This is a genomic window from Streptomyces glaucescens, from assembly GCF_002154375.1.
Taxonomy (GTDB): domain Bacteria; phylum Actinomycetota; class Actinomycetes; order Streptomycetales; family Streptomycetaceae; genus Streptomyces; species Streptomyces glaucescens.
On sequence record NZ_MUND01000706.1, the window covers coordinates 1 to 14085 of the forward strand.

General features: G+C 71.1%; 11 protein-coding genes. 6 read left to right on the forward strand and 5 right to left on the reverse strand.

The features are described 5' to 3' along the window. Both CCN42_RS35475 and leuE read left to right on the forward strand, forming a co-directional pair. Nucleotides 1-1344: acyl-CoA mutase large subunit family protein (locus CCN42_RS35475; protein ID WP_086741473.1), on the forward strand; the 1344-nt coding region annotated here is incomplete at its 5' end. Between the two features lie 51 nt (nucleotides 1345-1395). Beyond that, nucleotides 1396-2052: a leucine efflux protein LeuE gene (leuE, locus tag CCN42_RS35480; RefSeq protein WP_086168466.1), complete on the forward strand. Its 657-nt coding sequence runs from the start codon at nucleotides 1396-1398 to the stop codon at nucleotides 2050-2052. Between the two features lie 10 nt (nucleotides 2053-2062). Here the strand turns inward: leuE and CCN42_RS35485 are convergent, their stop codons facing one another. Next, entirely contained in the window at nucleotides 2063-3505 is a 1443-nt protein-coding gene (locus CCN42_RS35485) for an FAD-dependent oxidoreductase (protein ID WP_086741474.1), read from the reverse strand. Nucleotides 3506-3596: 91 nt separating this feature from the next. Between CCN42_RS35485 and CCN42_RS35490 the strand changes: the two genes are divergently transcribed. Next, a complete protein-coding gene (locus CCN42_RS35490; RefSeq protein ID WP_086741475.1) occupies nucleotides 3597-4250 on the forward strand; it encodes a TetR/AcrR family transcriptional regulator C-terminal domain-containing protein in 654 nt (217 codons plus the stop codon). Between the two features lie 19 nt (nucleotides 4251-4269). On the opposite strand, the gene CCN42_RS35495 is transcribed toward CCN42_RS35490, so the two are convergent. Then, nucleotides 4270-5385 carry an acyltransferase family protein gene (locus CCN42_RS35495; RefSeq protein ID WP_086741476.1) on the reverse strand — a complete coding sequence of 372 codons (1116 nt, stop codon included), beginning with the start codon at nucleotides 5383-5385 and terminating at the stop codon, nucleotides 4270-4272. Nucleotides 5386-5551: 166 nt separating this feature from the next. On the opposite strand from CCN42_RS35495, the gene CCN42_RS35500 reads away from it, so the two are divergent. Beyond that, nucleotides 5552-7060, forward strand: a complete 1509-nt coding sequence (locus tag CCN42_RS35500; protein ID WP_086741477.1) for a tetratricopeptide repeat protein — start codon at nucleotides 5552-5554, stop codon at nucleotides 7058-7060. Then, complete coding sequence (locus CCN42_RS35505; protein ID WP_086741478.1) at nucleotides 7057-9390, forward strand: glycosyltransferase; 2334 nt, start codon at nucleotides 7057-7059, stop codon at nucleotides 9388-9390. The genes CCN42_RS35500 and CCN42_RS35505 overlap by 4 nt, the downstream gene beginning before the upstream one ends. A gap of 36 nt (nucleotides 9391-9426) precedes the next feature. Here the strand turns inward: CCN42_RS35505 and CCN42_RS35510 are convergent, their stop codons facing one another. The 3 genes from CCN42_RS35510 to CCN42_RS35520 all read right to left on the reverse strand — a co-directional run bounded on the left by CCN42_RS35510 (nucleotide 9427) and on the right by CCN42_RS35520 (nucleotide 12844). After that, nucleotides 9427-10395 carry a class I SAM-dependent methyltransferase gene (locus tag CCN42_RS35510; protein WP_086168472.1) on the reverse strand — a complete coding sequence of 323 codons (969 nt, stop codon included), beginning with the start codon at nucleotides 10393-10395 and terminating at the stop codon, nucleotides 9427-9429. Nucleotides 10396-10532: 137 nt separating this feature from the next. Then, the gene (locus CCN42_RS35515) at nucleotides 10533-11858 is read right to left on the reverse strand and encodes an alpha-2,8-polysialyltransferase family protein (protein ID WP_086741479.1); all 1326 of its coding nucleotides are present in this window, start codon (nucleotides 11856-11858) and stop codon (nucleotides 10533-10535) included. Further along, a complete protein-coding gene (locus tag CCN42_RS35520) occupies nucleotides 11858-12844 on the reverse strand; it encodes a glycosyltransferase family 2 protein (protein ID WP_086741480.1) in 987 nt (328 codons plus the stop codon). Before CCN42_RS35520 ends, CCN42_RS35515 begins: the two co-directional genes overlap by 1 nt. 198 nt (nucleotides 12845-13042) lie before the next feature. Here CCN42_RS35520 and CCN42_RS35525 point away from each other — a divergent pair. Continuing rightward, on the forward strand, nucleotides 13043-14085 hold a 1043-nt coding region (locus CCN42_RS35525; protein ID WP_086741481.1), incomplete at its 3' end, for a DUF6716 putative glycosyltransferase.

Below are 14085 nucleotides of genomic sequence, written 5' to 3' on the forward strand. Positions count from 1 at the left end.
CTGTCGGTCGCCTTCGACCTGCCCACTCAGATGGGCCACGACTCGGACGCGCCCATCGCGCACGGCGAGGTCGGCAAGGTCGGCGTGGCGATCGACTCGGTCGACGACATGCGGGTGCTGTTCGGCGGCATACCGCTGGACAAGGTGTCGACGTCGATGACGATCAACGCCCCGGCCGCCCTGCTGCTGCTCCTCTACCAACTCGTCGCCGAGGAGCAGGGCGTCAGCGCCGACAAGCTCACCGGCACGATCCAGAACGACGTGCTGAAGGAGTACATCGCGCGCGGGACGTACATCTTCCCGCCGAAGCCCTCGCTGCGCCTGATCGCCGACATCTTCAAGTACTGCAAGGCCGAGATCCCGAAGTGGAACACCATCTCGATCTCCGGCTACCACATGGCGGAGGCGGGCGCGTCCCCCGCGCAGGAGATCGCCTTCACCCTCGCCGACGGCATCGAGTACGTCCGCACGGCCGTCGCGGCCGGCATGGACGTCGACGACTTCGCCCCCCGCCTGTCCTTCTTCTTCGTCGCCCGGACGACGATCCTGGAGGAGGTCGCCAAGTTCCGCGCCGCCCGCCGGATCTGGGCGAAGGTGATGAAGGAGGAGTTCGGCGCGAAGAACCCCAAGTCGCTGATGCTGCGCTTCCACACCCAGACCGCCGGCGTGCAGCTCACGGCCCAGCAGCCGGAGGTGAACCTGGTCCGCGTCGCCGTCCAGGGCCTCGCGGCCGTCCTCGGCGGCACCCAGTCCCTGCACACCAACTCCTTCGACGAGGCGATCGCCCTGCCGACGGACAAGTCCGCCCGGCTCGCCCTGCGCACCCAGCAGGTGCTGGCCTACGAGACGGACGTGACCGCGACCGTGGACCCCTTCGCGGGCTCCTACGTCATCGAGAAGATGACCGACGAGGTCGAGGCGGCGGCGGTCGAGCTGATGCGGAAGGTCGAGGACCTCGGCGGCGCCGTCTCGGCCATCGAGCACGGCTTCCAGAAGAGCGAGATCGAGCGCAACGCCTACCGGATCGCCCAGGAGACCGACTCCGGCGAGCGGGTCGTGGTCGGCGTCAACCGCTTCCAGCTCGACGAGGAGGAGCCGTACGAGCCGCTGCGCGTCGACCCCTCGATCGAGGCCCAGCAGGCGGAGCGCCTGGCCAGGCTGCGCGCGGAGCGCGACCAGGCGGCGGTGGACTCGGCCCTGGCCGCCCTGAAGAAGGCCGCCGAGGGCGAGGACAACGTCCTGTACCCGATGAAGGACGCGCTGCGGGCCCGGGCCACGGTCGGCGAGGTGTGCAACGCGCTGCGCGAGGTCTGGGGGACGTACGTCCCGTCGGACGCGTTCTGACGTACGGGACGCCCGCGAGGAGTGTCGCACCCGCGTGCGACACTCCTCTCCATGTTCGGCGTCATCGACCTCCCCACCTACCTGGCAGGCCTCGTCCTGATCGTCCTGCTCCCCGGGCCCAACTCGCTCTACGTGCTGTCCGTCGCCGCCCGCAGGGGCGTCCGGACCGGCTACGCGGCGGCGGCCGGGGTCTTCACCGGCGACACGGTCCTGATGACGCTGGCGGCGCTCGGCGCGGCCAGCGTGCTGACCACGACACCGCTGCTGTTCCTCGTGGTGAAGTACGCCGGTGCCGCGTATCTGGCGTGGATGGCGTACGGCATGCTGCGCTCGGCGTGGGCCCTGTGGAAGGCGCGCGGCGAAGGGCGGACGGCGGCCGCCGAACCGGCCGTCCCGCAACCCGCGGAGGAGCACCCGTACCGCCGGGCCCTGGTGGTCTCCCTGCTCAACCCGAAGGCGATCCTGTTCCTGATCTCCTTCTTCGTGCAGTTCGTCGACCCGGACTACGCCTATCCGGCGCTCTCCTTCCTCGTCCTGGGTGCGCTGCTGCAGACGGCGAGCTTCCTCTACCTCTCGCTGCTGATATTCGGCGGCACCCGCCTCGCCGACGCGTTCCGTCGCAGGCGGCGCCTGGCCGCGGGCGCCACATCGGCGGCGGGCGCGCTCTTCCTCGGCTTCGCCCTGAAGCTGTCGCTGGCGAGCGCCTAGCCGTATCGGCCTAGAGCGACTGGAGGGCAGTCGCCCGGCCCGTCCGCCGGGGCACGCCCACTCGCGCCGCGTACTCCGCCAGTCCCGCCGCCGAGTCGCCGGCCCAGGCGACATAGCCGTCGGGCCGGACCAGGAACACCCCGGGCGCGTACGCCCCGTGTGCCGGGATCCGTACGACGGAGGCCGCGAGCGGCGGCGGCTCCGCGTCCGTGCCCACCGCGAGCAGGGTCCAGTGCGGTCCGCGGAACGCGTCGAAGAGGCGTACACCCGCCACGGCCGCGTCGGGGGCGCGGTCTCCGGCGCGCACCCCGTCCGGGGACTCGCGGGTCTCCCGGGTGAGCGCCGACTCCCGGTAGCCGAGGCCCAGCTGGCGGGTCGCCGCGCCGCGCCGCACCTCACCGCGGTGCACCCGCGTCGACAGCTCCAGCATGTCCGCGGCGACCGGCCGCCGCTCCGCCTCGTAGGTGTCCAGCAGGCCCGGCTCCGCCCCGTCCCGCAGCACCGCGCCCAGCTTCCAGCCGAGGTTGTACGCGTCCTGCACGCTGGTGTTCAGGCCCTGGCCACCGGCCGGTGAGTGCAGGTGCGCGGCGTCCCCGGCGAGGAACACCCGCCCGTCCCGGAACCGGTCCGCCAGCGCCGTCCGTGGCCGGAAGTCCGAGGCCCAGCGCACCTCGGTCACGTCCTCGGGCGCGAGGTGGGTGCGGGCGGCGATCGTCCCGCGGATGCCGTCCGGGGAGAGGTCGACCGCCGTGCCCTCCGGGAAACGGGCCATGACCTGGAAGTCCTCGGTTCCGGCGAGCGGGCAGACGGCGAGGAGGTCGGCGTCCGCGTGCGGCGGGAAGATGTGCCAGTGGCCGCGGTCCAGGCCGCTGATCCGGACGTCCGCCACCAGCATCGGGGAGGGATCGACGGTCTCGCCGGTCATGCCGATGCCGAGGGCCCGCCGCACCGTCGAGCGGCCGCCGTCGGCGGCGACGAGGTACCGGGCGCGCAGCGGGCCGTGCGCGGCGAAGCGCGCGGTCACCCCGTCGGTGTCCTGCTCGACGCCGACGACCTCCCGGCCGTGCAGCACCGTCCCGCCCAGCTCCGCCAGCCGCGCGGAGAGGATCTCCAGCGTCCGCCACTGCGGGAGCATCCGTCCCTCGCCGTACGGCGAGTCCTCGGTGGCCTCCGCCGGGTCGGACATCGCGTGCTCGCCCACCCGCTCGCCGTCCCGCCAGATCATCCCCATCGGGTAGGTCCCGCCCGCCGCGAGGACGGCGTCGAGCACGCCGAGGTCGTCGAAGACCTCCAGGGTGCGGGGCTGCAGGCCCTTGCCCCGGGACCCCGGGAACAGCCCGTCGCCTCGTTCCACCACGAGTGCGCCGACCCCGCGCCGGGCGAGGTCGATGCCCAGGGCGAGGCCGGCGGGACCGGCGCCGACGATCAGGACGTCCGTGTGTGCAGCTTCCATCAGGCACTCCTTAACGCTGTTAAGTGGTGGCATCCATGAGCGTCTCCTTAACGCTGTTAAGTTGTCAAGCGGCTCACGATAGATTGGCCCCGTGAGCACGGAACGACGCGCCCCCCTCGACCGCCGCCGGGTCGCGGACGCCGCCCTGAGGCTCCTCGACGAGGTCGGCCTGGAGGGCCTGACCCTGCGCGCCATCGCCAAGGAGCTGGACGTCAAGGCACCCGCCCTGTACTGGCACTTCAGGGACAAGCAGGCGCTGCTCGACGAGATGGCGACCGAGCTGATGCGCCGGATGGCCGCCGAGCTGACGGCGGACCCCGAGACGCCCGACGCCGACTGGCGGGAGACCCTCTTCCGGCGGATGAGCGGCCTGCGCGCCCACCTCCTGCGCCACCGCGACGGCGCCAAGGTCTACGCCGGCACCCGCTTCACGGACCTGTCGTACGCCGAGCCGATGGAAGCGAACCTGCAAACGCTCGTCGAGGCGGGCTTCGCCCCGGACGCGGCCGCCCGCGCCTGGTTCACGGCGTACAGCTACACCATCGGCTTCGTCATCGAGGAACAGGCGATGGGCCCCGACCCGGCCACCGGCGCCGGCGGCTACGACCTCGACGCCCGCGCCGACCGGCTCGCCGCCCACCCGCTCGCCGCCGAGAGCGGTCGCGTGGTCTTCCAGAACCGCGACCGGGGCTTCGAGGCGGGCCTGCGCGCGGTGATCGCGGGAGTGGCGGCGACCCTGCTCTGACGCGGGCCGCCCGGCGGCGTCAGCCCAGCGACCGCCGCAGCAGCGGCGTCGCCCACCGCTCCACGTACCGGTTGAACAGCCGCGCCAGCACCAGCATCGCCACCAGCGTGGCCGCCAGCGTCAGCCACGACGGCAGCGCCAGCTCCTGGTGGAAGACCTCGACGGCGACCCAGCCCAGATGCTCGTGGACGAGGTAGAACGGGTACGTCAGCGCGCCCGCGGTGGTCAGCCACGGCCAGTCGGCCCGGCGCAGCCAGCCCAGCGCCACCGCCAGCACGGCGAGGAAGCCCGCGGTGACGATCAGGATGATCACCGAGGCCGAACGGTAGGAGAAGTGGCCGGGGCCGGGGCTGTGCCACAGGTCCGCGACCGCGTAGTGCTGGCCGGTCAGCCAGCTCACCGCGACGATGCCCCACGCGGTGGCGTCCCGCCGGTCGCGGTGCAGCAGATACAGGCCGATGCCGCCGATGAAGAACGGCGCGTACTCGGGCATCAGCACCAGGTCGAGCAGGGGCTCGTCGGCGGCGTCGGCGATCGCCGCCGCCAGCGTCCACACCGCGCAGAACAGCACCACCCGGCGCCGGCTCGCCCCCGGCAGCACGACACACAGGGCGAACAGCGCGTAGAAGCGGATCTCCACCCACAGCGTCCAGCACACGCCGAGCACCCGGTCGGCGCCCAGCGGCTGCTGAAGCAGGGTCAGATTCACCAGCGCGTCACTCGGCGAGACCGCCGCGAACGCCACGCCCGGCAGCGCGAACACCGCCGTCACCAGCACCACGGCCACCCAGTACGAGGGCATCAGCCGGGCCGCGCGGGACGCGAAGAACGAGCGCAGCGGCCGTCCCCAGCCGCTCATGCAGATGACGAATCCGCTGATCACGAAGAAGACCTGGACGCCGAGACAGCCATAGGCGAACCACGAGTGCAGCGTGGGGAACTGCTGTTTCGGCGAGGAGCCCCAGGCGTTGGTGATCTCACCGCCCCGGCCGCCGTAGTGATACAGCGCCACCATCAGCGCGGCCACCAGCCGCAGCCCGTCCAGGGCGCGCAAACGGCCCGCCCCGGAGGCGGCACGCGGTTTCTCAACTGCCGCGGAAGGGGACTGAGTCGGGCTGACGAACGTTTCGACCACGGCGCCACCCTAAGACGTGCTTCTTGGCAATTGCGTTCGAGGTAAACACGATTTGCCTGCATGACCCGAACGGTTCACCTGTGCTTCGTCTTGGTTTCTTAGCGTTCTCCAACCTTCCCCATTTTCCTTGGCAGATCCTTGCCTTTCTTTTCCCAGCAGGAGCACCATGACGAGGGTTCGCAGCAGATGGTCACGTCCCCGGACGGGGGATCTGGCATCCGCGCCCACGGACGGCGGACCACCCACCGCCCAGGTCACCCCGGCCGAGCTGGAGGACTGCCTGCGGGCCTGCGCCGTACACAGCGGCAAGCTGGTCGGCAGCCTCGACAACCGCCGGATCGCGCTGGCCGAACAGCTGCGCAAGCTGCTCGCCCTGTGGGCGCAGGAGCAGCCGCAGCCCGCCCCCGCGGGCGGCACCGGCGGCCTGATCCGCCGGGGCGCCAAGGCGGTCGCGGGCGGCGGACTGAGCAACGACCTGCTCGACGCCCTCCTCGCGGTCGGCAACAAGTCCCTCGACTGCGGCTACGACGACGAGCTGAACCTGGCCCTGCTGATCAGCGACACCGTGCTCACCCAGCGCAAGAACTCCCGCGCGGGCTGGCGGCTGCGCGGCCGGCTGCTGGAGGCGATGGGCCGCCCGGCCGCCGCGGTGGAGGCCTTCGAGCGCTATCTCGCCCTCACCCAGGAGGACGGCTTCGGGGTGAGCGCCAAGGTCGCCGGAGTGCGCACCGCGACTGAGCGCCGAGCCGAACTGCTCGACCTGCTCCAGCGCACCGTCCCCGACGCCGCACGTCACGCCGGCGGCCCCGCGACCGACGTGTGGGCCGACGGCCTCGCCGCGCACGCCGAGGGCGACTGGGAGCGGGCGCAGGCCCTGCTGGTCGGCGCCCTGGTCGCCATGGACCGTGCCGAGGCCCCGGAGCAGGAGTTCCAGGAGGCGCTCAGCCACTACCTGGACCTGTGCCTCGGCGCCCGGGCCCTCCCCGCCGCCGAACTGACCGAGGTCATCGCCCTCTTCGCCGAGCAGCGCCGCAACCGCATGCGCGGCCCGCTGCCCGACCCGCTCTTCGGCGGGGTGCAGTGGATCGGCCTGGGCGAGTTCCGCAACCGGATCGCCGGCAAGTCGGTCTGTCTGATCGCCAATTCCGGCAAGGTCGGCGAGAGCGGCATGGGCGCCGAGATCGACGGCTACGACCTGGTCGTCCGCTTCAACTCGTACAAGATCGACCCCACGCACACCGGCCGGCGCACCGACATCCACGCCACCATCCACAAGCACGGCTTCAACTGGGACCAGCCCGTCGACACCCGCCTGGTCTTCGGCGGCATCTCCGGCGACTGGAAGTACTCCCTGCGCAACCGGCTGGTGCCGGGCGCCCAGCAGTACCTCGGCGACGAGTCCCTGCGCTGGCCGGTGCGCAACATCGGCAAGTGGGGCACCGACCGCTGGCCGTCGATCCCCACCTCCGGCTTCAACATGCTCTTCCTGCTCGACTTCCTCGACGTCAGCCCGGTCCTCGACCTGATCGGGTTCGACTTCTACGAGTCCGGCGCCTACCGCCTCGCCGAGGCGATGAAGATGCCCATCACGTCCGTGCACGAATACACCAGCGAGAAGGCGTGGGTCATGGAACGGGCCCAGAGCGTCTCCGGCATGAGGATTTCCCTGAGATGACCCCTGCACCCGCAGTCATAGCCCCGGCCGCCGCGGCCCCGGTCACCGACGCCCGCGCCCTCACCGGCAAGCGCAGAATCGCCTTCGCCAGCTTCGTCGACGAGAACTACCTGCCCGGCTTCCTCGTCCTGCTGCGCTCCCTCGCCCTGACCAACCCGGGCGTCTGCGAGGACTTCATCGTCCTGCACGACGACCTGCGCCCGGCCTCCGTCGCGAAGATCCGCGCCCTGCACCCGCGGATCACCTTCCGCCGCGTGGACGCCGACCACTACGACTCCTACGTCAAGGGCGACCAGGACAACTACCTCGTCCGCAAGGCGTACTTCATCCTCGACGTCTTCAAGATCCGCGACTACGACACCGTGATCACCCTGGACACCGACATGGTGGTCCTCGGCTCGATCGGCGAACTGCTGTCCCTGCGCGAGGGACTGGCCGCCGTACCGCAGTTCTTCTACGGCCAGCACAAGCTCAACAGCGGCCTGCTCGTCATCCAGAAGGAGTACCTGACCGACGAGTTCTGCGCCCGCATCGACGAGATCGGCCGCTCCGGCGCCTACGAGCTGGACAAGCACGACCAGGGCATCCTCAACGCCCTCCTCGACGGCGACTTCGTCCGCCTCGACGCGAAGTACAACTTCGTCAAGCGGCGCCTGTCCGGCGACCTCCCGGTCCCCGACGACACCGCGATCCTGCACTTCACCGGCCGCCACAAGCCCTGGCAGGGCGGCGAGTCCGGCTACGAGCAGGCCCAGGAGCGCTGGCGCGAGTACCGGATGAGCGACGCCGACCTCCAGGCCGCCTTCGTCGCCCGCGGCGGCTCCCCGCACCGTGACCTGCTGGTCCACTTCGGCACCCCGCACGTGGAGCGCACCGGTGACGTCGACACCGCCCGCAAGGTCGCCCTCGCGCACATCGGCAACGGCGACTACCAGGCCGCCGTCGACATCATGGAGCGCGTCCACCTCCCCGTCGACGAAGCCTGGCCGCACGAGGTCTACGGGCACGCCCTGATGAGCGTCTCCCGCTACGAGGAGGCCCGCGCCCAGCTGCTGCTGGCCACGGCCGCGCCCAACCGGGCCGCCACCGCCTTCTCCCGGCTCGCCCAGATCGCCTGGGTGCACGGCGACGACGCGACCGCGCAGAAGTACGCCCTCCAGGGGCTCACCGTCGACCCCACGCACCGGGCCAGCCGCATCTGGCACCAGCGCACCCTCTCCATGCCCGCGCAGGCGCAGGGCAGCCCGGACCAGCAGCTCGCGCATGTCGCGTTCTACATGGACCGGCAGGGCAACGCGGGCGACAAGCTGCTCCCGGAGTCCGTCCGGCTCGCCTTCGACCCGGACACCACGGGCCGCCGCTGGCTCTCGGTGCACGCCCACCGGCTGTTCGACGAGGCGGCCCTGGAGCGGGTCAACGCCCGGCGCGGCCTGGTCATCGGCGGCGGCGGCCTGTTCATCCCGGACACCATGCCCAACGGCAACAGCGCCTGGCAGTGGAACGTCCCGGACGAGCTGCTGGAACGCATCGAGGTGCCGATCGCGGTGTACGCCGTCGGTTTCAACGCCTTCGACGGCCAGTCCTACCGCGCCAACCGGTTCCGCGAGTCGCTGCGCAAGCTGGTGGAGAAGTCGGCCTTCTTCGGGCTGCGCAACCACGGCTCGATCGAGAAGGTGCGGGCCATGCTCCCGGCCCACCTGCACGACAAGGTGCGCTTCCAGCCCTGCCCGACCACGGTCACCCGGCAGCTGGTCGACGGCTGGCGGGACCCGGCGACCCGCGACGACACCATCCTGATCAACGCCGCCTACGACCGCGCGGGCCTGCGCTTCGGCCACGACTACGGCTACTTCCTGGCCCAGATGGCCCAGGCGGTGCGGGACCTCGGTGAACTGGCCGAGGTGCAGTGTGTCGCCCACTCGCTGGACGACGAGCGGATCGCCTTCGACCTGCGGCGCGAGCACGGCATCTCGCTGCCGGTCATCCCGATGTACGACTTCGGCAACGACGAGATCCGCGAGCTGTACGCGCGGACCAAGCTGGTCATCGGCATGCGCGGCCACGCGGGCATGATCCCGTTCGGCTGCGGGACGCCCATCATCAGCCTGATCTCGCACCCGAAGATGGCGTACTTCCTGCGCGACATCGAGCGCCCCGAGTGGGGCGTCTCCGTCCACGACCGCAACCTGGCGGCGATCCTCGTGGAGCGCTCCCGCGAGCTGCTCGCCGACCACGCGAAGACGGTGGCGGACGTGCACGGCCGCCAGCAGGAGCTGTGGAAGATCACCCAGGCGAACGCGGCGGAGCTGCGGACCCTCCTGGGGAGCTGACCCAGGTCCGGGCCCCCACGCCGGTGGGGGCCCGCCTCAGCGTCCGACGGCCCTGCGCACCAGCTTCGCCAGCGGCGAGCCCTCCTTGTCGTACGCCGTCCGCAGCTGCTTGAAGTGGTCGGCGCGGGTGCGGGCGAGGTACTCGTCGCCGGTCAGCCTGCGCGCGATCGACCAGGCCTGCCGGTGCCGGCCGTCGTAGTGGGCGACGTACGCCTTGGCCAGCTCCAGCACCGACCTGAACGGGATGCCGCCGGTGTGGTCGCGGTCGATCCGTTCCTGCACGGCCGAGATCAGCTCCAGCTTCCGCTCGTACGGGAAGGAGTCCTCGGTGATGGCGGTCAGCACCTCCTCCGGGATCGGCCGGGTCACCTCGAAGGCGAGGGTGGAGCGGATGGGCGGTCCGGCGATCTCGATGTACGGCAGCAGCGCGCCCGTGCTGTAGTGCAGCCAGGGCAGCCGCGGTCCGGCGAAGTCCTGGTGCAGCACGACGGAACCCGGCCGCAGCCGGGTGAGGAACCGCTCGGAGACACAGCGGAAGACCCGGGCCGTCTTGGCTATGTCGATGTGCAGGAACTCGACGGGGGAGTGGTCGTCCGGGTCGGAGGTCTGCCACAGGTCGCCGGCGTGGATCTCCAGGAAGGGCAGGAACGGCTCCAGGCGGCTCTTGAAGTCGTCGAGGAAGGAGTTGTCGTCCGCGGGCTTGGTGCCGCCGGTGAAGAACTTCTCGGTGGCGAAGGTGCCCTTGCCGACGCGGAAGAAGTCGTACGCGTGCAGCCGGCCCGTCTTCGCGTCGAACACCGGCGACTCGTGCAGCCCGAGCGCGAGCGCGTACGTCGATCCGCCGCCGCCGGAGCCCAGTTCGACGATCCGGTCGTCCCCCGTGAGGACGTGGCGGCCGACCAGGTACAGGAACTGCAGCTCCCAGGTGCTCACCTGGGTGTAGGGCAGGTTGTCCGGCAGCGTGACGCTGTCGAGCATCGGGTAGAGCCGGCCGAGCTGGGTCATGAGAGCCTCACGGGGGTCGGTGGGACGGCGTCCCGATCCTAGGGACAGGCACGCCGTCTCACCATGGAATCAAGGGAGTAAACCGACTGCTCGCCATCGTTTCACTGCCCTTACCCCGCAGTTCACCTGTGATTCGCCTAACGGCGTACGGCCTTCCTCAACGCCCGTGCCCGGCGCACCACCCGCCGCGCGGCCGCGTTGTTCGGCAGGAACGCCAGCCGCTCCGGGATACCGCCCGGCAGGCCCAGCGAGGTGAGCCGCTTGCGCTTGAAGTAGCGCTGCACGCCCGGCCCGTAGTGCGCCGCCAGGAACCGCTCCGCCGCCGGGCGCAGCCCCGACTGGATCTGCGGCTGCATGGTGAAACCGACAGCCGTGACCAGCCCCGTCAGCAGATCCCCGGCCAGCGGTTCCGCCTCGCCCTCCAGCGGCGGCAGCAGCGCGTCGGCCAGCGTCACCGGCACCCGGTTGCTGTTCTGATACGGCGTGAGCCGGTCCAGCAGCGGCTCGGTGCCGATCCGGGCCACCGGCAGCCCGTAGAACGTGGCGGCGGTGAACAGCGCGGTCGAGAAACAGCCCACCACCAGCGCCGGCGCCGCCCTCTCGAACAGCACCTCCGCCAGCACCGGCGTGTCCAGCACGGTCAGCGCCACGCCCAGCCGCTCGGCCTCGGTCTCCAGCGCGCGGCTGTAGCTCGCCGGGGCCGTCGGATGCGGCTTGAAGACGATCGTCCGGTGCCCGCGCGCCACCGCGCCGCGCAGCATCCGCACGTGCAGATCCTCCTCCTCCCCGGGGGAGAGTATCTTCAGCGCCGACAGATACTGGCCGAGCAGCAGGGCCGCGCCCGACGGCACCTCCGGCAGCTCCGGGAGGGCGCCGGTGAGCCCGCTCAGCACCTTCAGGAACGCCTGCGTCGGCACCACCTGCGCGGGAACGCCGAACTCGGTCAGCAGCAGCGGCTCCAGGCCCGGCACCAGGTCCAGGTGGAGCAGCCGCCGCACCCGGGTGCCGACCAGCGGGTCCAGCTTGTTGCGGGTCGGGCCGTAGCTCATCAGGCCGTCGGCGTACACGTCGATCGGGGCCCCGGTGAAGATCTGCGCCACCGTGAGCGCCGGGCTGACCTGGATCGACTCCAGGACCAGCGCCACCCGGTCCTCGCCCAGCCCCCACAGCAGCCGCAGATAGCGCTCGAACAGCGGCAGGTCGTCGGGGCGGGGCTGCCAGGCGCCCGGGTGGAACGGGCTGATCGCCTCGTTGAAGGAGATGACGGCGTCGAAGTGCTCGCGCAGCTGCTCGAAGCCCGGCATCGCGTCGACCGCCGGGGTGGTCTCCGGGGTCATGGCGTTGTTGAACACCAGCAGGATCCGGCGGTCCGCGGCGTCGAAGCAGTCCGACTCGATCGCGGCGGCCAGGGTGGCCGCGCCGTACAGGGTGGAGACGCAGAAGATCTGGGTGGTCCGGGACATCAGGCGGCCGCCTTCGCTGTGGTGACCCGGCGCCGCAGCCGCCGCAGCGCCGAGGCGCGGCGCAGGTCCATGGTGTCGAGCACGTCGCCGAGCGCGTCCTGCGGCATCCGCTTGATCGCCGCCGCGCTCATGGCGCGCAACCGCTTGGCCACCGACGGCTCGAACTTGTCGATCTCCGACAGGTGGTGGGCGATGATCGCGCAGTAGGTGCGCACCGCCTTCGGCAGCAGCCGGTCCGCGTCCCGGTCCGCGGCGGTCTCCCCGATCACCTGGTCGAAGGCGCGGATGAAGTCCAGCTGGCGGACGTCACCGATCTGGGTGAGGGAACCGGCGACCCCGCGCCGGTAGAAGACGCCGAGCAGCCCCACCACGGCGAACGACTCCGCCTCCCGGTGCAGCTTCCAGATCCACGGCCGGTCCTCGGCGGTGCGCAGCCCGTCGGTGAAGTGCAGCAGCCCCCGGTCGAGCAGCCGCCGGTGGAAGACGCCGGCCCAGGCGTAGGGGTAGTCCACCGAGGTGGAACGGTCGGCGGGCAGGATCGCCTCGCGCGGGTTCAGCACCTCCCCGCGCAGCCCGACCGGCACCCGGTGCACGGAGCGGGCCCGCGCGGTGGCCTGGACGTGGTCGGTGCGCACGAAGTCGCAGCCCAGCTCCTCGACGGCCGCGACCAGCTCGCTCAGGTAGCCGGGCGCGAGCCAGTCGTCACCGTCCAGGAAGGCCAGGTACTCGCCGGTCGCCGCGTCGAGTCCGGTGTTGCGCGCGGTGGCGAGTCCGCCGTTCTCCTCCCGGTGGATCAGGCGCACCCGCGCGACCTCGGAAAGTTCCTCGGCGGCGCGTTCGAGAATGGCCGGTGTCCCATCCTTCGATTTGTCGTCGACCAGGATGAACTCGAAGTCGGCACGGGCGTTCGCGCGAAGGCTTCTGAGGTTGTCCGGGGCGTATTGCTGAACGTTGTAGAACGGCACGATCACGGAAAGCTTTGGCACCTGAGAAAGCCTAGGAGGCGGCCCGGCTGCGGAACTTTCCGCCGCCGGTACACCGGGTGAACTCCATGTGTCGGAACAGTGCATGCCGTGTACTTTCCCGCCCGCGACATGCCAGTTCGGCTCTCGGTGGGGCGCTGTTAACTTTTTGTTGAGTCCTGGTTGGGCCGTAACTCGGAATTGCTTCCTAGCGTCTTGGACGTGCCACCAAGTACAACGAAGCCCCCACGCATCGCCGTACTCGCGGACTCCGACACCCGCTGGAAATGGGGTGCGCTGACCGCGGACCGCATCGTCCCGGGCCCGTCCACGGAAACCGCCCCCGCACAGGGGGCGGCGGCCGCACCCGTCCTGGACGGATTCCTGCTGCGCGGCCGGTCCACCCCCACCCCGCGCCAGCTCGCCGAGGTGGGCGTGCGCGCCGACTCCCTGCGCGAGGTCACCGCCGTCGAGTTCCTGCACACCATGGCGCGGGAGCCCTACGACGTGCTCGTCCTCGCCCTGGTCGGCGGCGGCGTGCAGGCGATGCTGCACGGGCTGAAGCGGGTGTGGGAGGACCGGCCCGCCCGGCCCGCCGTCGTCACCGGCTACGTCGGCGTCGTCTACGAGAAGCTCGCCGACGGACTGCTGCTGCGGCACGGCGCGGACCTCGTCCTCGCCAACTCCCGTCAGGACGCCGAACGCTTCCGGGCCGTGTACGACGGGGTCGGCGCCGACTCCTCCGCCGTGACCGAGGTGGCACTCCCGTTCCTCGGCGGAGCACCGTACACCGGCGAACACGCCCCCTACACGGTCGTCTTCGCCGCCCAGCCGTCCGTCCCGGACAACCGCAAGGACCGCACCTACCTGCTCGACCGGCTCGTCCGGCACGCCCGGCTGCACCCCGAACGCGAGGTGCTGCTCAAACTCCGCTCCAAGCCCGGCGAACACACCACCCACATCGAGGAACTGCCCTACCAGAAGCTCGCCCAGCGCCTCGACCTGCCGCCCAACTTCCGGCTCGTCTACGGCAACATGGGCGAGGTCCTGGACCGCACCGACCTGCTGGTCACGGTCAGCTCCACCGCCGCCCTGGAATCCCTGCACCGCCGGATCCCCACCGTCGTCCTCACCGACCTCGGCGTCCGCGAGGTGCTCGGCAACCACCACTTCGTCGGGTCCGGCTGCCTCGCCTCGTGGGACCAGCTCGACGCGGGCCACCGGCCGGTGCCGGACGAGGAGTGGGTGGCCCGCGTCGAGCTGGT

Coding starts and splice junctions, on each gene's coding strand:
- leuE (WP_086168466.1), top strand. CDS start 1,396: ATGTTCGGCGTCATCGACCTCCCCACCTACCTGGCAGGCCTCGTCCTG.
- CCN42_RS35485 (WP_086741474.1), bottom strand. CDS start 3,505: ATGGAAGCTGCACACACGGACGTCCTGATCGTCGGCGCCGGTCCCGCC.
- CCN42_RS35500 (WP_086741477.1), top strand. CDS start 5,552: ATGACGAGGGTTCGCAGCAGATGGTCACGTCCCCGGACGGGGGATCTG.
- CCN42_RS35505 (WP_086741478.1), top strand. CDS start 7,057: ATGACCCCTGCACCCGCAGTCATAGCCCCGGCCGCCGCGGCCCCGGTC.
- CCN42_RS35510 (WP_086168472.1), bottom strand. CDS start 10,395: ATGACCCAGCTCGGCCGGCTCTACCCGATGCTCGACAGCGTCACGCTG.
- CCN42_RS35515 (WP_086741479.1), bottom strand. CDS start 11,858: ATGTCCCGGACCACCCAGATCTTCTGCGTCTCCACCCTGTACGGCGCG.